Raw genomic sequence first — 17,925 nt, forward strand, 5'->3', positions numbered from 1 at the left:
AGGAATCACTGGGATCTGCCGAACTTGGCTTCAGGCGGCGATCCATGCGCGGCCCCCCGGCGGCCCCCTAAGCATCTCGCCAACGCTCGGAGCGCTAAGTAACGACCGTTGGTGCGTCGGCGGGAGCGCCGTAGCGGGATCACATCACCGACACCCGCTTCTGTGGTTCATCCTCGGTCGGTGTGCTGGACGCTTCGCCGCACGGTGAGGGTCAGGGCGGTGCCGTCAGGCGAGGTCGAGGTGACGGCGATCTTTCCGCCGTGTCGGGTAATGGTGTCTTGTACGAGTGCGAGGCCGATTCCGAAGCCCGTACGGGCGTTACCCCCGCCGTCTACAGCGTCTGAGGAGCGGGCGAAGCGGTCGAAGATGCGGTGCGGGTCGATCCCTTGGATGCCGGGTCCGTGGTCGATCACGGTGATAGCTACGGTCCGGCGGTCTGCTTGCGCAACGAGCTCCACGATGCCGGGCGGTGAATGCTTGACGGCGTTGTCGAGGAGAGCGATGAGGCTGCGTCGAAGGCTGGCTTCGGGGATCTCGACGGAGACGTGCGGGGAGGTGGCTGTCGCGACGATCCTGATGCCGTGCTGTTGGGCGATTACGGTCATCGCTGACGCTGCGGACGCCATGGTGTCGTTGACTGAGGCTGTGAGGTCTCCGTCGATAGGCGTGATGTCGATGGAGTCGAGGAGGTCCGTGACGACGGCGTTGAGGTTCCTTGAATCGTCGCGCAGTTCGGTGATGATGTCGGCGTTCGGGTCGTTGGGGCCGGATGTGCGCTGGAGGACCTGGAGGCGGGCGTCGAGGATGGCGAGCGGTGTGCGGAGTTCGTGCGAGGCGTCGGCGACGAAGCGGCGCTGACGTTGGAGCGCATCGATGAGGGGTGAGACCGCTCGACGAGTGGCGATCAGCGCGATGGTACCGGCGAAAATGATCGCGACAATGCCGACGATGATCGCCCCGATCACGATGTCAACGCCTTCGATGTCGATCGTGGTCTCCTGCCCTCCGGGTGAGAACAGATGGTCGGGGGGAATCTGACTGAACACGATGAGCAGCGCGGCGATCAAGACACCGATGACGAGAATCGAGACTGCGACGGCGATCCAGATTCCGACCCGTCTCGCGGCAACTCGGACCAATCGGGTATCCGCGTTGGCGGTTCCGCGGTCGCGGCTCACAGTTGCCCCAGCCGATATCCGCGTCCGCGGACGGTGGTGACGATGTCGATGTCGGTCTTTCGTCGGAGGTAGTGCACGTAGGTGTCTACGGTCCCGGGGGTGTCGGTGGGCGAGAACACGGATTCGAGGATGTCTTCGCGGCTGAACGTCCGGTCGGGGTGGGCGGCGAGCAGGGTCAGCAGTGTCGTCTCCCGGTCAGTGAGGATGGTTCGTCCGTCGTAGGGGGAGTAGATCGCCCGGGATTCCGGGTAAAACTCCCATCCGCCGATTCGGACGAACGGGCCCTCACCGTTGGAGACTCGGCGGATCGCGCGCAGCCGTGCGAAGAGTTCGTCGAATTCGAACGGCTTGACCAGGTAGTCGTTGGCTCCGGCGTCGAGGCCGCGCACTTTGTCGTGCACGCTGCCGAGGGCTGTGAGGATGAGCATGGGGGTGGCGTTGTTGCGCTGTCGGAGGGTCTCGACGATGGAGATGCCATCGATCGTCGGGAGGCGGCGGTCGATGATCATCGCGTCGTATCGCTGTTCCTGAGCATTGGTGAGGGCGTCGGCTCCGTCGATGAACAGGGTGACGTCGTACACCTCGTCGAGCACCCGGGCGATCAGCGGACCCAGCTGCGGGTCGTCCTCCACGAGCAGGAGACGCGGTCGGTTGGCTGACGGCATCGCTGCTCCCTTCGCGGTCACGAATCTCCTCTTGTGATTCCAGAATCCACCACACGGGCCCGAGCAGCCACCTCTTCTCGCCGCCGCGGGTGCAAGAGGCGACTGTTCCTCATGAGCGCCCCGAGGCACATGCTCCACACGGAGGCCAGGAGTAGCGACCCGAGTACGTCGGAGGGGTAGTGCGCTCCAAGGTACATCCGCGACCACGCCGTCGTCAGCGCGACCACGGCTGCCACCACGATCGCCGCTGCCCGATATCGCCACCCGGCGAGCATCACCACCGTGCTCATCCCGAGCGCGGTCGCGAACGCCGTATGCCCGCTGGGATAGCTGAAAGAGGTGGGCTCCACGAGAATCGGATGCGCGAGCAGCGACATGTCCGGTCGAGGCCGCTGGATGATCACCTTGATGACGTCAGCGGCAGCCCACGGGATCGCGATCAGGAGAGCCATACGCAGCGCGGTCCACCACGACCGCCCGACCATGCCCGCGATCACGACCGCCAGCACAGCCACGAGAACCGCGAATCGTGGCCCGAAGACGACGTCGATGAATTGGGCGATCGCATCGAGCGCGGGGGCATGGAAGCCGTTGACCGCGATCACGGCGTTTGTCTCGGCGTTGGTGATGGGCGGGTTGCCGCTGACGATGAGGCCGAGGGCTTCGATCGCGGCAAACATCGCGCCCGCGATGAGCCAGAGTGCAAGCGGTGGGAGGCGTCGTACAGGGGTCATGCGCTTCACTCTCCTCAGCAGGTGCTAAGAAATCTCTCAGAATGATCGGCACCCTCGGATGACTCGGTTTTCTTGGTGGTTTCTTACAGGCGGCGGAGGAGTGTGTGGTTCGACGGGCACCTTGCCTGGAAAGGAACGAAGCCATGCTCACGAAGAAGAAGCTCATGATCGGCAGCGGGATCGGAGCGGCGGCGATAGCCATCGCGGTCGGCGGACTCGCATTGAGTCTCCCCGCTCAAGCCGCCACGCCGACGTCCCCGATGTCGTCCCACTCCACGACGGCTGACAACGACGGGGAGACCAACGATGACGGCCCCGGTGGCGCAGACACCGACGCCGAGACGAACGATGACGCCTCCGTTGCAACGGATGCGGAGACCGATGATGACGGTCCCGGCGCTGCGGACACCGACGTCGAGACCAACGACGATGGTGATGCTTCCACTGGGAACTGATATCGCTGAGGGGAGGGGCCGGGCGTGCATCGCGTTCGGCCCCTTCACCTTGTGCGGCGCGGCTCAGGCCGCCTCGGTCATTCGAGCGTGGCGAGCAGGGCCGACAGCGCGGTCTTCTCGTCTATGGTGTCGGGTGCGTCCGCTCGCACCGCCGTCAGCGCTGTATCGATCTGCCCGTCGATGTACGTCCATCCCGTGTCATCGAGAGGTTGCAGCGTCGATTGGGCGTCGTCCCATGCCTTCTCCAAATCGGTGATCCTTGCAGCGGCGGCCTTCTGCTTCCCTGCCTGGATCATTGAGAGAGTGTCTGCCGTGATGGTGCGGAACTCAGCTACGGGCGCTGCCGGGAACTTTGCTGTGGCGGAGGTTCCTGGAGGCAGGGTGACCGATGTTGCCGGGCCTTCGCCTTCGCTGGCGGGCGCTGCCGTGTGCGGCTGCGCGGATGCCCAGGCGAGCAGCCCAATCGTCAGCAGGGTCACGAGGGCGTAGAAGCCGAGGACGCGCCGCTCGCTCTTCTTTGTGGTGGGAGCCGCCAGCGGTCTCGTCTCGATGACGTCTGCTCGGGTGAGGGTGAGATAGATCACCGTCGCGAGGATCGCGACCAGGAAGATCACGCTGGTGAGCGCGACGCCCAGACCGAGCCCCTGCTGGTCGGACGGCAGCCCGAACCAGTCGCCGAGGTTCGCACCCAGCGGCCGCGTCAGGATGTAGGCAAGCCAGAACGCCAGGACCGCATTGCCACCCATCCGCCATCCCACGACGACGGCGACGATCAGGCCCGCAGGCAACAGCACCGACACCCCCGGACCCCAGCCGGTGAGTTCCAGGATCCAATCGCCCGCAGCCGTGCCGAGGGCGAACGTCACCAGAATCGCGAGCCAATAGAACAACTCCCGCGGCGTGGTCGTGATGCTGTGGATCGACAGCGTCCGCTGACTGAACCACCACACCCCGAACACGACAGCCAACAGTCCCGCGAACACCGCCGTGCTCACCGCGAGCGGAACCCCGAGGCTGTCGGTGAGGATGTCGGTGTAGAGGGTGCCCGTCACGCTCACCACAACCACCGTGAGCCAGTACACGAACGGCACGTACCTCCGCAGCAGCAGTTGCCATCCGAGTACGCCCGCGAACACCGCCGTGAAGATCAGCGCCGTGCTCTCGAGCCCCACACCCAGCGACATGTTGATCCAGTCGGCGAAACTCTCGCCCACAGTGGTGCACAGGATCTTGATGATCCAGAACCACAGCGTGATCTCGGGAACCTTGCTCAGCATCTCGCGGCGAACCCATGGTCTGGCCGCTCTCATCGTTGTAGTCACGAAACGGAGGCTACGAAGCCGCTTCTAAGACCCCTCTGAGAAACCATGACGGATTCTGTCAAAAACGATGGTCGAGTGAGAGTGCCAAGACCGACCCTCTCGGCAGCGTCTGACGCTCTCAAAAGTATCTCTCTTTACCTGTTGTAATGATAGATGAGTTATGAGAGACTCGACTCATGACCAAGTTCGGATACGTTCGCACCAGTACGAAGGATCAGAATGCTGATCTCCAACGCGACGCCATCGCGAAGGTGGACGGAATCAAGCGCGTGTACGCCGACGAGGGAGTCTCAGGCACGCTCGCCTCTCGCCCGCAGTGGGATGCGCTGATCGACCGTCTCGAAGAGGGCGACGAGGTTGTGATCTGGAAGTTCGACAGGATCGGGCGGAACACAATGAACGTCCTCGAAGCGGTGCAGCGGATCACGGCCAAAGGTGCGACCTTCCGCAGCCTCACCGAGAACATCGATCTCAACTCCGGTCCTATGGGGCAGGCGATGTTGACCATCATGGCGGCGTTCGCGCAGCTCGAACGCGACACCATCGTGCAGCGCACCCGCGCCGGTCTCGATGCGGCGAAGGCGCAAGGTCGTGTCGGCGGTCGTCCTTCCGTCGTGGACCCCAAGAAGCTGGCCACCATCAAGAAGCTCGTCAACAGTGGAGACCACAGCAGGGCCGACATCGCCCGGATGACCGGGATCTCTCAGGCGACCCTCTACCGCGTCATCTCGTCACTCTGAGAGGCTGCCCTCAGGATCAGCTTCAACCGCGAGGAGCGGAGTTCCGTCAATCCCACGCGGTAGCGGCTCGTCCGCAGCTTCGCTCCACGGCACCAGCTTGCCCTCGTCTGACACTCGAACGCGAAGTTGCTCGAATCCATTCATGACCTCCTCGAACGGGTAGTCGGCACAGTAACGGGCGACGGCATCATCCACACCGGGCAGCTGTCCCAGAATCGCCAACCTGGCCACGAGTTGAGAGATATCGGCGAGGAGACGAATGTGCGAGTCATCCTCGATCCGAGCCCGGTTGTAGTGCTTGATTGAGTTGTACGCGTCAGCGACAAGGCGAGCAAGCCCACCGTTGCTCAGCCGAAAACGCGACAAGTCAGTCGGAAGCCCACTGAGGGCGCGGAGCACATACGTGGCCGTGGTGGTCTTTGAGCGCCAATACGTGGCTTCCTCACCTTCGACAGGGGAGAGGAGGTGACCGCTCGCTTCCAAGCTGATGTTCGCGCCGACGATCACGTCTTCCGGGGTAAACCACTCTCGATTCAGCAGTGACACGAGCGGCTGGATGGCTCTCGACCATTCCTCGTGCATCCCTGCCCACTTCGCCAAAGCATCCGCCGAGAAGCTATCCACGTTCGCAATCGGACGCTCACGAGAGTCGTCGGCTCTCGATGGTTGGAAGTGATCCCACGTGGTTTCACGCAGGACAAGATCTCGGAACGGGAGGTGAACCGGCGCGTTCTCGATGTATTGCGGAGAGGGCATCGATCTGTCCTGCACCTCGTGATGGCGGAACCTCAGTGGCGCTCCGAACACCAAGACAAGAAGGTCTCGCACGACGCGTTGAGTCGCCAAGTGCACTGCCGGAGGTTGAGGCGGATCGAAGGTGCTGGAGAGCGTCACCCACTCATCAACCCCGACGCCCCCATCTGGTTCTCGCCCCTCCCAATCGGTCCCAATCGACATTGAGGCATCACCCTGTGCCCATGCGACTTCAGCAGTGCTTTCGACTCGGATCGTCAAGCCTTTGATGATCGCGTAGTCGTTCGTGTGACGCTCGATCTTCGTCGCGGTGAAGCCGGTCCACTCTTGCAGCCCGTCAACACGCGAGCGAACGGTGTCCATAGCGAACGGCTGATCAATTGTTCGCATACCGAGGACGACGCTCGCCGCTATGAACCGACCAACCGCGAGATCCCGCCCGAAGTGTCGCGTGCGCCCGGACACTCGGCAACCGTAGAGCGTCACCTCCAGGTCATCGCCCTTGAATTGAAGAGCAGCTGGGAGCGCGTCTGACTCAAACCATCGCTTCGCGGAAGAGAACTGCTCACCTCCCCCGGACATCATGTAAGGCACCTCCACGAGCAGGCCGTTCTTGGGAGTGAGCGTGAGAGTGGCGACGACATATGGAGTGCCGTCCACACCGTCGATGAGCAGACCGGCATATGCCTTCTCGGCTTCGATATGTTTCGCGAGCGCCATGCTTCCTCCTACCGTTGTCGCAACCGTAGCGAAAGCTCCAGCCATACTGATGAGATGAGACGAGTTACATGTGCCCTCGCGCTCATCGCTGTGTTGGCCGCAGTCGGGCTTACGGCATGCAGCGCCGACGCCGGCACGACTCCGGCATGTGACGCGGCCATGGTCGCCGCAGAGCAGGAGACCGGCGAGAGCGAGACCGCGATCCTCGCCACCCTCGATGAGTGCGCGACCGCCGAGGACTGGATTGTCGGCCTGCGGGCGCATCCCACAGCCGGTTCCTTCACCTCTTACACGAGAGCGGAGGCCATCGACTTCCTCGACATCGCATGCATTCGGCGCATCGATGCCGTCGTCTGCCTCGACGCCGCGGAGGAGGGGCACCTTACCTTCGAGCTGGACGACCCTCGCCTGCCGGAGCTTCAGGTACCGCGACCTTGAACCCTGCGGGACACTAACCTCGGACCGTGGACACCGAGCCCAAGCACGCGCCGACGATTGCAGAGCTGAAGCTCTTCATGAACGAGTGCATGCGCTACTTCGACCGACCGAAGATGCGTGTGCCGCAGACCAACAGGCGGCAGATGCTGACGCTCTACGGGCCGTGCGTGCAGGTGATTCGCTTCAACCGCTCAGTCGCGATCCTCGATGAGCGCAACCACCACATCGAGGTGCGCGTACTGACTCGGTCAGCGCTGGAGTACGCCGCAACGGCTCAGTACGCCTATCTGCGAGTCGATGGCATCGACCGGCTCCGAAAGGGTACAGCCATCCACCAGCGCGAGCTGATGGAGCGGATGGCCAAGTGGACCGATGACCCCGAGTATCTGCGGATGGTGGACGACGTCTATATCCCCGAGACCGCAAAGGCGATGCCCTCCGTGGCGGACGTCTTCCGTACGCTCGATCCGGAGGGGAAGGTGTTCGAGTCCGCCTACGCGCTTCTGTCGCAATCGACCCATGTTCGCGCGTCATCCCTCACGCAGTACTTCAAGAGGAATGGCGATTTCGTGGGCTTGAATCCCGGGGTCGAGGAAGACCCCTTCGAACACTTCACGATGACCTCGCTTGCTATCGCGACGATGGCAGTCACATGGATCATGGCGCGGATCTCAGTTGACGAGAAGATGCTCGAATGGCTCGATCAGCGGTCCGATGCGTTGGGCATCCCCGTCCGGTACGACCAGGACTGGCCAGAGGCGCAGAGAGCCCGCAAAGACTTGTAGGAGTGCGCTTCGTTTCCCCTGAGCGCCGTCCGCATCTCTTTGAAGCAGAAACTCTGGCGTGGAGTCATCGCGGATAAGGAATATCCTCTCCGCGGGCTCGTGGTCGTCAGAGCCCAAAGTTCCGACTCCCGGTTCAGGACGAACGGGGCGAACGATGGTCCTCCCTTCCGGGGAGGCCTGATCGAGCGTCCCACCTCGGCACGTATAATGCTCCGTTGAGACCCATGATCTTCGAGCACTTTAGAAGAGAGATTCTTGCGTTAGAGCGTCAGGCGGCGACACCGAGTGTGGCCTCGGTGTGCGGGTGAGGCGGGAACGGCCCCCAGTCAGGTGAGAGCCGCCCCGCTCAGCGTTCATGCATCCATCCGACGGCGGGCAGTTCCGCCCATGTTCTATCCCGGGTGCGTCTCCCCAAGGAGATCGTCTATTTCGGCGTCGGAGATGCCCGTGAAGGGGCTGCGTGGGAGACCTTCACGACCATCACCGACCGTCACCGGGTGAGGGTCATGATGGACTGTCGCCTCCGACTGACCACCATCACCATCACCCCGTACTGAAAGGGGTGATGGTGTGCTGGTCGGGACGGGCTCTTCGGCGGGGTAGTTTTCCCACAGCTCACGCTCGGCGTCAGCCTCCGGTGTCGGCGCCTTGTTCGAAGCGAGCGTGTAGCATTTCCCGCCGTTGCGGCCTTTCGTCTCAATCACAACTCCATCTGCGACCATCGCGAAGAGAGCGGTCTGTGCCCAGGATCCATTCGGACCGACTTTCAGTAGCCGCCAAAGCTCGGCCTTCGACTCGACGGAACCGCCGTTGTCGATGAGGGCTTCCCAGATGGCAAGCCGGTGGGACTCGACCTCGGCGGCGCTCTCGGCAAGCTGCGCCGAATCGTCCGGTGCTCGGAGCTCCCACGTCGCAACCGTGCCGCTGCTGTCGAGGTGGAACTCTGCGGCAAGGGCGCCGCGCTTCAGTCCGAGCCCTCCGCTGTTGCCCTTCGCGAGCTTCAGTCGAAGATGGCCCTGCCCTCCCTCTACGAGGCCCCCCGACTTCGGCGCTTCGAGCAGGTACACGAGTCCCTTGTACCCGGCGCGCTTCGCCTGCGAACCGATGGGGTAGAGCGGATTCGCCGCATCCTTGGTGATGTGGTCGATGACGAGGACACATGCGCCGGAGCGGGCGAACGGGCGGATAAGTGAGTGCCAGCGTGTCACGTCGTCCGAGTTGTTCGAGTCGCCACTGGTCAGGGTGGAGATCGACTCGTTCACGGTGTCAATCACGACAAGTGCGTATCCTTCCGCTTCGAGCGCTGAGAGGTCCGAAGGCGCAGGGGTGCCTTCGGGTTGCACGTAGTCGAGGCCGTGACGGATGGCCTCTATGGGAACGCCATACAGCCGGAGCCGGGAAACGATGACGCTCGGGCTCTCTTCGTGGTCGATGTAAAGGACACGGCTCCCATCGATCAGCGTTTCGGCGACTGCTGCGAGTCCCACCATCGTCTTACCATCGCCGTCCGTGCCGTGAATCTCGTTGACCTTCCCGGCGTAGAACAGGGCGCGTCCATCCGTGCGCCGGAAAACGGTCGGCATCGGTGGCGTGTAGTCCGGGTCGAGAACGTCGGTGAGGTCTCTCGGAGACCAGCTAGAGCGCTCCGTGTGCTCGCCTTCCGACGTCTTCTGAGCGCGCTCTTCGGCGTATCCGGATGCATCACCCATCACGGCGCGTTCGAACGCACTGAAGTCGCCCTTGCTGACGCGCTTGTAGGCGTCGTCGGGCAGGATCTCAGAGAAGGCTTCGGGCTCAGCGAGCGCTCGGGGAACGTGGCTGCGGTACCAGGCGGCGCTGCCAGCTCCGACCTCAGCTTCGATCTCCGCCCACTCGGCGTCGTGCTGTGCCGCTTGCGTCGCGAGAGCGCTCGCCCACGCGCGATCCATGCTCGCTTGACGCTCATCCGGAGCTGTGGGTGCATCTGCCCGCATGACGTAGGCGTTGACGATCTGCGCTCGCAGCGTCTCGATACCCTCGGCCTCGGGGAAGCGCACCGCGACCCATGCGAGAGACATGAGCGCACTGTTCGCATCGGGGTAGTGGGACGTGTCTGGATGCCGCTGTGCCACTTCGATAACGCGCGTCGATGGCTGCCCCCCCTCGAACGTTGCGGGGCCTTCATATGGCCGCGTAGCGCTTCGGAGCGGCGCCGTAGACGTCAGGTGCGCGACCCATGCAATGGGGAGCTCGGCGACCATGTCAGCGAGGTCCTCGGCGGTCGGGAATCGCTCGAGTGCGGAGTCGTCAGGGGCATACCACTCCTCCATCGCACCGGTCTTCCGGTTGACGGTCGGGCACACGAATGCAAACCGGTGACGAGAGTCGATGACTTCACCTCCGGTGTACTCCCCGACGAATCGAGAGCCGTCCGGAACGCGATACAGACTCTTTCGGCGTGACGCTCCAGCGCCGCGAGACGTGCCGTAGAGAGTAGCCGGGCGGGTTCCGAGTTCTGCTTCAAGGGCCGAAACCTGCTCCACGTCGTCGTCGTCGAGAATCACGAGCCCGTCTGGAAGCGTGATCGCCGTCTGGGCGTATGACCAGCGATAGTTCGCCGCCCACTGCTCCGCCTTCATACGGCTCCATTTCAGGAACCCGGTCGGGGGCGTATCTTGCACGGGAACGGGGCAGAGCCCCGCGTCGGCATAGCGCCGCCACACTTCACCGAAGGGGAGACGGGGGCGGGGGTAGTTCAGTTCCTCGGGGAGGATGTCGCGCAGGTTCACCTCAACCACAGTCCGCACCTCCGCCAACAGGCTCGAAGTGCGCGGGGTCGTGCTCGATGAGGTCTAGCAGTCCGAGACATGCGTCAAGGTTCGCCTCGATCCGTTCGACGGCTTCGCAGATCGAAGCCCACTCGGATCGAAGATGGGTTGCTACCGGATGGGCCCCCGGTGCTGGGCTTGTTAGTCGTGGTGTCGACATTGCGTTCTCAGGTTCCGACCTCAGATGCAGAAGCCCCCGTCAGGGTTGAGAACGCGCAAGCGAACCTGACGGGGGTGGAATCTGAAGTCTGTGGTGTGGGGTGATATCCGCCTGCGTTTCGTTCTCGTGCCCAGGATATCAGAAATGCCCGATGCGTAGAATACGGGTTCTATAATGCTAAGTCAAGTTTTTTCTCGACCATCTGAAATCGCCCGGTCGAAGACGGAGTCTGACGCGCTGTAAAGTAGCGGTCCTCCGCGCCTCAGGAGTTCAGGATCGCTGACCGGTGCTCCTCGAAAGACCATCGGAGTGCGGTGAAAGTTGGCGCCGCACCGGGGTAAATTAAATGTACTCTGAACTGGTGGTTAGTTGCATTCTACATTCGTGTTTGCAATCGCTGGACAAGCGGATCGAGGTGTGTCAGTCTTGCCGACGAACAGAGAGAGACAGGTGATCGGTGAACTGATTGGAACGATTGATGACAAGCGCGGAAGTAGCCCGTGTGCTGAGTGTGTCTGAAGCAACTTTGAGCAGGTGGAGGTCGTCCGAAGGTGGCCCACCGTTCGTCAACCTCCTGGGAGTGTTCCGCTACCAGATCGACGAACTCGCGGAATGGGTCGAGGGGAATCGGTCATGACCATTTCGAAGACGCCCTCCGGACGGTGGCGCGTGAGGGTGAAGTCGGGTCGTGCAAAGGTCGCGGATCGTACGTTTGATCTGAAGCGGGATGCCGAAGCCTGGCAGGCGTCCCAGAAGCGAGCGCTCGATCTCGGGGAGTATGTGGACCCGCGTGCGGGAAAGGAACTGCTGGGGGTCGCTCTGGACCGTTGGCACGCGGGGCGTGAGGGTTCTATCGCGTCCAGCACGTTCACCAACGAGGGTTATGCCCTGAAACATGCCCAGACGCTACGTAGCCGCCCGATGAGCGCCGTGACCACCACCGACCTCAACGCGCTCTACATGACGATGCTGCGGACGCTAGGGCGAGATACGGTGGTGCGCTTCCGGCAGACGCTCTCCGCGTTCTTTGCCTGGGCGGTGGACCACAAGCTGATTGCCAAGAACCCGGTGACGGGGTCGAAGGTCCCCGCCGGTACGGCTCAGCGTGAGCGCCGGGAAATCTTCCCCCTCACGCTGGAGGAGCTGCGCGCGGTCCACGAGCGCCTCCTGGACACCACCACGAAAGCCAATGCGGACATTGCACTGGTGCTGGGCCTCACGGGCATGCGGTGGGGTGAGCTGGTGTCACTCCGGGTGCGGGACGTTCAGCAGCTCCCGTATCCGGCTCTGCGTGTCTCACGGTCGAAGCCTGACGGTGAGCCGGTGCGCAACATCACCAAGGGCGGGAAGCCGCGTACGGTGCCGCTCACCGACGATGCCGCTGCGATCATCCTTCCGCTGCTAACGGCGCGGAAGCCGGATGATCTGGTGTTCCCGTCGGCTACCGGCTCGTTCCGCTCGGGGAACAACTGGAAGCGCGATGCGCATTGGACGGCGCACGGTATGGGGCGGCGCGTTCAGGACCTCCGGCACACCGCGGCAACCCTCTGGCTCCAGAGTGGCGTAGACCTGAAGACGGTCCAGGCGTGGCTGGGGCACAGCACTGCAAAGCTCACCGCTGACACATACAGCCACTACATGGGCAGTGACGCGGACACGGCGGCAATCGCGCGGATGAATGCGGTCCTCAGTGCGGCCCCCCAGCGGCCCCCCAGGATGACAAAGCGGCAATCTCGGTAGGTCTGTGCAACGGATGTAACGTGTGAAATCAGGGGCTCCCGCCGATCGGTGACATTTACACCGTGGATGTCGTCGGTTCGATCCCGGCAGGGCCCACCGCATCGATCATCTGCTGAAGGCGGACGCTCCTCCACCCCGTGTCTCCGACGGGGCGCAGAACTCTACTCCGCAGGGTCGAGAATGGCCAGGGTCGGCTGATTTCTTCCTGCGGCGTCGCGCCGCTCGTAGAGTTCTCCGTGGACTCTGAGCGGCTTGCGGACGTCGAGGCGATGCCGGGAAGGAGGCCACGTGGACATCTGTCGAGAGTGTCGGTTCGTCGTGGCCAATCCGGTGGGCCGACTCACCGTCTCGCGTGTGGGACTGCTCTCCGACGCCCGGTTCCCCGGCCGGAGCATCCTGAGCCTCCGCGATCACTACGACGACATCGCCGACGCGCCGGCGGAGATCGCCGAGCTCTTCCTGGTCGACATCCAGTTCGCCTCTCGCATCATCCGCCGAGCGACCGGAGCCGATCGGGTCGATGTCGTGCTCTCCGGAGCTGCAGGGCCGCATGTGCATGCGCACCTGGTCCCGCGCCGCCGAGACCGCGACCCTCGTCCTGACCACGGCCCCGACGAGGACCCGAGGGCGTGCCGGCCGCTCGAGCCGCTTCCTGAAGCGATGGCCGTCGGACTGCTCGCCGCGGCCTTCGACGTGGCCGGGGCCGGTCTCGCCGGGACATAGCGATGGCGCACCCGGACTCTCGGTCCGGATGCGCCATCGTGTGCCGCGTGGGCGGCTACTGCTGGATGAAGGCGAGGATGTCGGGGTTGATCACATCGGCGTGCGTCGTCAGCATGCCGTGGGGGAACCCGGGGTAGATCTTCAGGGTCGAGTCGCTCAGGAGCTCCGCCTGCTTCAGAGCGGCATCCTTGTACGGCACGACCTGGTCGTCGTCGCCCTGGATCACGAGGACCGGAACGGTGATCGCCGTGAGGTCTTCGGTCTGGTCCGTCTCGGAGAAGGCCTTGATCCCCTCGTAGTGAGCGAGGGCGCTGCCCGTCATGCCCTGTCGCCACCAGTTGTCGACCACGGGCTGCGACAGCGTGACACCATCACGGTTGAAGCCGTAGAAGGGCCCGGAGGCGACAGCCTGGAAGAACTCGGCGCGATTCGCGGCGAGTGCCTCGCGGAAGCCGTCGAAGACCGAGATCGGGGTGCCCTCGGGGTTGCTGTCGGTCTGCACCATCAGCGGCGGCACCGACGAGACGAGCACCGCCTTGGCGACGCGGCCCTGCGGCTGTCCGTACTGCGCGACGTAGCGCGCGACCTGGCCGCCGCCCGTCGAGTGCCCGATGTGGATGGCGTTGCGGAGGTCGAGGTGCTCGACGACGGCCGAGGCATCGCTGGCGTAGTGGTCCATGTCATGGCCGGTGCCGATCTGCGACGACCTTCCGTGGCCCCGGCGGTCGCTCGCGATGACGCGGTAGCCCTTGTCGAGGAAGAACAGCATCTGCGCGTCCCAGTCGTCGGACGAGAGCGGCCAGCCGTGGTGGAACATGATGGGCTGCGCGTCGGGGCTGCCCCAGTCCTTGTAGTAGATCTCTGCGCCATCATCCGTGGTCACGAACGCCATGATCAGCCTCCAGGTTTCCGCCGTCCCGAGAGAGATCCCGGACGACTGTCGAACGCCCCACGTCAGCTTCGTGGGAGCGCGACCACGCTAACCCGTCCGGCCTCACGGCGCGCTCGACATCTGTCCAGAATCCGTCCCCGCCGTTTTCGACATCTGTCCGGTGCGGCGTCGAGGCCGCATCGATAGCGTCTCGACCATGTCGAACTCCCGGATCTCGCACGGGGCGGGATTCTGGGTGGTCGCCTCCGCCTTCCTGCTCGTGATGGCGTACGCGACCGTGCCGACCCCTCTGTACCCGCTGTACCAGGAGGTCGACGGGTTCCCGGTCTCGGTGATCACCCTGATCTTCGCGGCCTTCGCCGTCGGCGTCGTGCTCAGCCTCTTCCTGCTCGGGCATGTCAGCGACTGGATGGGGCGACGGCGGATGCTGGTGATCGCGATCCTCATCGCGGCTCTCAGCGCCGTCCTGTTCCTCGCATGGCACGAGGTGCCGGGACTGCTCGCCGCGAGGCTGGTGAACGGCGCGAGCGTCGGCATCCTCACCGCCACCGCCACCGCGCATCTGGGTGAGCTGCGGGCCCAGGCGCGCCCCAGCGAGAACGCGATCGTGGCCGCATCCGTGGCGGGTGCCGCCAATCTCGGCGGACTGGCGCTCGGACCGCTGATCGGCGGTCTGTTCGCCGAGTTCCTGCCCGCGCCGCTGGTGCTGCCGCACGCGGTCTTCCTCGCGGTGCTCATCGCGGCCGCGATCGCGGTGTCCGGTGTCCCGGAGACGGTGACACCACCCGGCGAGCCGAGACGGTACAGGCCGCAACGCATAGCCGCACCGCCGCGATCGAGGGCGGCATTCATCGCCGCGGGCTTCGGAGCATTCGCCGGATTCGCCCTGTTCGGCCTGTTCACCTCTCTCGCGCCCACCATCCTCATCAGCACGTTCGGCGAGCATGACCACCTTCTCGCCGGGATCACCGCGTGCTCGGTGTTCGCTGCCGCGGCAACCGGCCAGGTGGCTCTCGCTCGGGTGCCGCTGCGCATCCAGCTGACGGTCGCGGCCGTCTGCTGCGCATGCGGGCTCGTCGCCGTCGCCGCAGGAACGCTGGTGCCGTCGCTCGCGGTGCTCCTCTTCGGAGGCGTCGTCGCAGGCGTCGGCGTCGGGCTGCTGTTCAAGTCGTCGGTCGCGACGGCCGCGGGTCTCGCCGAGCCGGGACGACGGGGGGAGACGCTCGCGCTGGTCTTCCTCATCGCCTACTGCGGCCTCGCGCTTCCGGTGCTCGCGATCGGAGTGATCCTCACGTTCGCATCGCAGACCACGGTGCTCCTCGTCTTCATCTCGATCGTGTCGGTCGCGACCGTCTCGGCGGCGGTCGTCATGCGTCGCGCGCTCGTCGGTCAGGAGCCCGGCGCGAGGGCCGGACGTGCAGTGTCCGGTCCCGACGAAACCGCCCCGTAACCGGCGCGCCATCAACCCGCCGACGAGACCTGCCAAGCTGAGATCAGCGAAAGGCGGACGTCGTGACACAACCCTCACCCTTCGGGCTGATGCTGCGCTCGTTGCGCGTGGGCCAGAACCTGACTCTCGAAGCGCTCGCGTCTCGATCCGGGGTGAGCGTGCGCACGATCGGCGACCTCGAACGCGGAGCGAGCGTCTCGCCGCAAAGGCGCACCGTCGATGCGCTCGCCGACGGACTCGGACTCGATGTGGCCGATCAGCATGCGTTCCTCCGCGCTGCGCGTGCCCGGCCCCGTGCCGCCGTCGCGACAGAGCCCGCGGGGGCCATAGCCCCGCACCGGGTGTTCGACTTCTCGGGCCGGCAGGCCGAGATCGATGAAGCACTTCGCATCCTGCACGGCCCTCCGCCCGCAGATCGGCAGCGACCGGCGCTGGTCATCAGCGGCGCGCCGGGAATCGGCAAGACGACCGGCGCCGTCGAGATCCTGTCGCGTGGAGGAGAGGCCGACCGCCGTCCGCTGGTCTTCGTGGGGCTGGACGGCTTCAGCTCGTCTCCGCTGACACCGCTCCAGGTGGTCACCGCCATGCTGCGGCAGCTCCCCGGAGCGGAGCAGAAGCCGCCTGCTGATCTGGCGACGGCGCGAACGGAATGGCGGGCAGCGGTCGCAGAGGCTCCCGTCCAGGTGCTGCTCGACAACGTCGCGAACGAGGCGCAAGTCCGTCCGATCCTGTCGATCTGCGCGGGGGATGTCGTGGTCGTGACGTCGCGCCGCAGTCTCGCAGGCCTCGAAGGGGTGCGGCGCCTGCGGCTCGGGCCCCTGCAGCGGGACGAGAGCATCGCGTTTCTCGGTCGTCTCATCCCGCATGACGATGCCTCCGATCTGGATGCGCTGAGTGAGATCGCGGCCCTGTGCGACGACGTGCCCCTCGCGCTTCGAGTGGTCGGCAACCGCATCGCCAGTCGCCCCTCATGGACGGTCGCCGATCTCCTGAGCCGCCTGCGCACGTCGGAGGACAGGCTGCGCATGCTCGTCGCCGGTGACCTGGCCGTGGAAGCGGCCATCTCTCTCTCCTACGAGGAGCTGGACCCGCGCACTGCCGCGCTGTTCCGGTGGATCTCGCTCATCGACGGTCGCACCTTCGGGGCCCATCTCGCCGCGGCTGCCGTGCGATCGTCAGATGTGTCCGAGGTGGAGCGACGGCTGGACGACCTCACGGACCTGGGAATGCTCGAGGCGCGTGGTGGCGACCGCTACCGTCTGCACGACCTGATGCGTCTCTTCGGGCTGGGCAAGCTGCGCGATGCTGTCGGATCCGATGAGATCGCACGGCGCCACGCCCATATCCGCGCGTGGCTGCTGGGGAGTCTGGAGCGCGCCGGCGCGTGGTACGAACCGGGAAGGGATGCGAGCGCAGTCTCACGCAACGGCCGCAGCTTCATCGATGCCGAGGCCGCCGCGGTGTGGATCCGCGAGGAGGTCGAGCACTGGTGGCCGGCGTATGCGGAGGCAGCGGAGCTCGGCGAGGACGCGATGGTCTGCGACGTCGCGGATGCGCTGCACTGGTACTCCGACATCTGGATCACGTGGGGACACTGGCATCGATTCTTCTCTCTCGCGGCTGCGGCGGCGAAGAGGCTGGGCGACCCGAGAGCAGAAGCCGCGCAGCTGGGGTACGTCGCGTGGGCGGAGATCGTCGAGGTCGGTGACCGGGCGCACGCGGTGCTCACCGGGCATGCCGCGCTGGAGGCGGCCACCCGCGCGGGTGATGCCGCGCAGCAGGGCTGGGCGCACTACTACATCGGGTGGGCGAGCTGGACGCTGGATCGTCTCGTCGAGGCCGACGCGGCGGCCGCGGCCGCCATGGTCGCCTTTCGCGCGGCTCAGGAGACGACAGGGGCGGAGAACGCGCAGGTGCTCTCGTCGATGGTCAAGGCCCGACGCGGCAAGTACCTCGAGTCGATCCCCGAGACGGAGGCGACGCTCGCGCGCGTCCGATCCGCCGAGACCACGGACAGTCTGACCAGCATCGTCACGCAGTTCGCGGCGTGCCTCGACCTCGTCGACGCCTATGTCGCCGTCGGACGACACGAGGACGCGGTCCGAGTCGGCGCGCTGGGCATCGAGATCGCACGATCGCTCAAGGACGACACCCGTGTGCTGCTGATGATGCGCCGACACATCCGTGCGCTGATCCACGCGGGCGACGGCGAGGCTGCGATCGCCGAGGCGGATGAGGCTCTGGCCATGCTGGGGCCGGGGAGCAGCGAGGCGTTCATCTTCGACAGAGTGCGCCGGGAGGTGTCGCTCATCGGCACGTCTCGCGCACCCGGTTCAGAGGGCGATGCAGCGTGATCGTCCGGC

The 17,925-nt window shown here is 64.9% G+C and carries 16 protein-coding genes; 9 read left to right on the forward strand and 7 right to left on the reverse strand.

Annotated features, from left to right (window positions below; genetic code table 11):
* Window positions 1-167: 167 nt before the first annotated feature.
* Genes AB0P11_RS05660 through AB0P11_RS05670 form a run of 3 tightly spaced genes read right to left on the reverse strand, consistent with a single transcriptional unit; the run spans window position 168 to window position 2,577 of the window.
* Window positions 168-1,139: a HAMP domain-containing sensor histidine kinase gene (locus AB0P11_RS05660; RefSeq protein WP_363520452.1), complete on the reverse strand. Its 972-nt coding sequence runs from the start codon at window positions 1,137-1,139 to the stop codon at window positions 168-170.
* A gap of 35 nt (window positions 1,140-1,174) precedes the next feature.
* A complete protein-coding gene (locus AB0P11_RS05665; RefSeq protein ID WP_363520856.1) occupies window positions 1,175-1,843 on the reverse strand; it encodes a response regulator transcription factor in 669 nt (222 codons plus the stop codon).
* A gap of 17 nt (window positions 1,844-1,860) precedes the next feature.
* On the reverse strand, window positions 1,861-2,577 hold the full coding sequence (locus AB0P11_RS05670) for a phosphatase PAP2 family protein (protein WP_363520455.1): 717 nt from the start codon (window positions 2,575-2,577) through the stop codon (window positions 1,861-1,863).
* Window positions 2,578-2,720: 143 nt separating this feature from the next.
* Between AB0P11_RS05670 and AB0P11_RS05675 the strand changes: the two genes are divergently transcribed.
* The gene (locus tag AB0P11_RS05675) at window positions 2,721-3,032 is read left to right on the forward strand and encodes a hypothetical protein (RefSeq protein ID WP_363520458.1); all 312 of its coding nucleotides are present in this window, start codon (window positions 2,721-2,723) and stop codon (window positions 3,030-3,032) included.
* A gap of 77 nt (window positions 3,033-3,109) precedes the next feature.
* On the opposite strand, the gene AB0P11_RS05680 is transcribed toward AB0P11_RS05675, so the two are convergent.
* Window positions 3,110-4,354: a hypothetical protein gene (locus tag AB0P11_RS05680; protein WP_363520461.1), complete on the reverse strand. Its 1,245-nt coding sequence runs from the start codon at window positions 4,352-4,354 to the stop codon at window positions 3,110-3,112.
* A gap of 176 nt (window positions 4,355-4,530) precedes the next feature.
* Here AB0P11_RS05680 and AB0P11_RS05685 point away from each other — a divergent pair, with 176 nt between their 5' ends.
* Entirely contained in the window at window positions 4,531-5,094 is a 564-nt protein-coding gene (locus AB0P11_RS05685) for a recombinase family protein (protein ID WP_363520464.1), read from the forward strand.
* Here the strand turns inward: AB0P11_RS05685 and AB0P11_RS05690 are convergent.
* The gene (locus tag AB0P11_RS05690; protein ID WP_363520467.1) at window positions 5,086-6,567 is read right to left on the reverse strand and encodes a hypothetical protein; all 1,482 of its coding nucleotides are present in this window, start codon (window positions 6,565-6,567) and stop codon (window positions 5,086-5,088) included. The genes AB0P11_RS05685 and AB0P11_RS05690 overlap by 9 nt on opposite strands.
* A 54-nt stretch (window positions 6,568-6,621) precedes the next feature.
* Between AB0P11_RS05690 and AB0P11_RS05695 the strand changes: the two genes are divergently transcribed.
* Window positions 6,622-7,005, forward strand: coding sequence for a hypothetical protein (locus AB0P11_RS05695; protein WP_363520470.1), 384 nt, complete (start codon window positions 6,622-6,624; stop codon window positions 7,003-7,005).
* A 26-nt stretch (window positions 7,006-7,031) separates the two neighbouring features.
* Complete coding sequence (locus AB0P11_RS05700) at window positions 7,032-7,790, forward strand: DUF5677 domain-containing protein (RefSeq protein WP_363520473.1); 759 nt, start codon at window positions 7,032-7,034, stop codon at window positions 7,788-7,790.
* Between the two features lie 392 nt (window positions 7,791-8,182).
* Here AB0P11_RS05700 and AB0P11_RS05705 read toward each other — a convergent pair whose 3' ends face one another.
* The gene (locus tag AB0P11_RS05705) at window positions 8,183-10,567 is read right to left on the reverse strand and encodes an AAA family ATPase (RefSeq protein ID WP_363520476.1); all 2,385 of its coding nucleotides are present in this window, start codon (window positions 10,565-10,567) and stop codon (window positions 8,183-8,185) included.
* A gap of 668 nt (window positions 10,568-11,235) precedes the next feature.
* Here AB0P11_RS05705 and AB0P11_RS05710 point away from each other — a divergent pair.
* The 3 genes from AB0P11_RS05710 (at window position 11,236) to AB0P11_RS05720 (ending at window position 13,220) form a co-directional block, all read left to right on the forward strand.
* Window positions 11,236-11,394, forward strand: a complete 159-nt coding sequence (locus AB0P11_RS05710) for a helix-turn-helix domain-containing protein (protein WP_081603918.1) — start codon at window positions 11,236-11,238, stop codon at window positions 11,392-11,394.
* On the forward strand, window positions 11,391-12,497 hold the full coding sequence (locus tag AB0P11_RS05715; protein ID WP_363520480.1) for a site-specific integrase: 1,107 nt from the start codon (window positions 11,391-11,393) through the stop codon (window positions 12,495-12,497). The genes AB0P11_RS05710 and AB0P11_RS05715 overlap by 4 nt, the downstream gene beginning before the upstream one ends.
* Window positions 12,498-12,815: 318 nt before the next feature.
* Window positions 12,816-13,220, forward strand: coding sequence for a hypothetical protein (locus AB0P11_RS05720; protein ID WP_295103555.1), 405 nt, complete (start codon window positions 12,816-12,818; stop codon window positions 13,218-13,220).
* A 55-nt stretch (window positions 13,221-13,275) separates the two neighbouring features.
* Here the strand turns inward: AB0P11_RS05720 and AB0P11_RS05725 are convergent, their stop codons facing one another.
* Window positions 13,276-14,112 carry an alpha/beta hydrolase gene (locus tag AB0P11_RS05725; protein ID WP_072591362.1) on the reverse strand — a complete coding sequence of 279 codons (837 nt, stop codon included), beginning with the start codon at window positions 14,110-14,112 and terminating at the stop codon, window positions 13,276-13,278.
* A 196-nt stretch (window positions 14,113-14,308) separates the two neighbouring features.
* On the opposite strand from AB0P11_RS05725, the gene AB0P11_RS05730 reads away from it, so the two are divergent.
* Both AB0P11_RS05730 and AB0P11_RS05735 read left to right on the forward strand, forming a co-directional pair.
* On the forward strand, window positions 14,309-15,562 hold the full coding sequence (locus AB0P11_RS05730) for an MFS transporter (protein WP_363520485.1): 1,254 nt from the start codon (window positions 14,309-14,311) through the stop codon (window positions 15,560-15,562).
* A gap of 62 nt (window positions 15,563-15,624) precedes the next feature.
* On the forward strand, window positions 15,625-17,916 hold the full coding sequence (locus AB0P11_RS05735) for a helix-turn-helix transcriptional regulator (RefSeq protein WP_363520488.1): 2,292 nt from the start codon (window positions 15,625-15,627) through the stop codon (window positions 17,914-17,916).
* Window positions 17,917-17,925: the final 9 nt, after the last annotated feature.

Source organism: Microbacterium sp. NPDC079176 (assembly GCF_040686675.1).
Classification (GTDB): Bacteria; Actinomycetota; Actinomycetes; order Actinomycetales; family Microbacteriaceae; genus Microbacterium.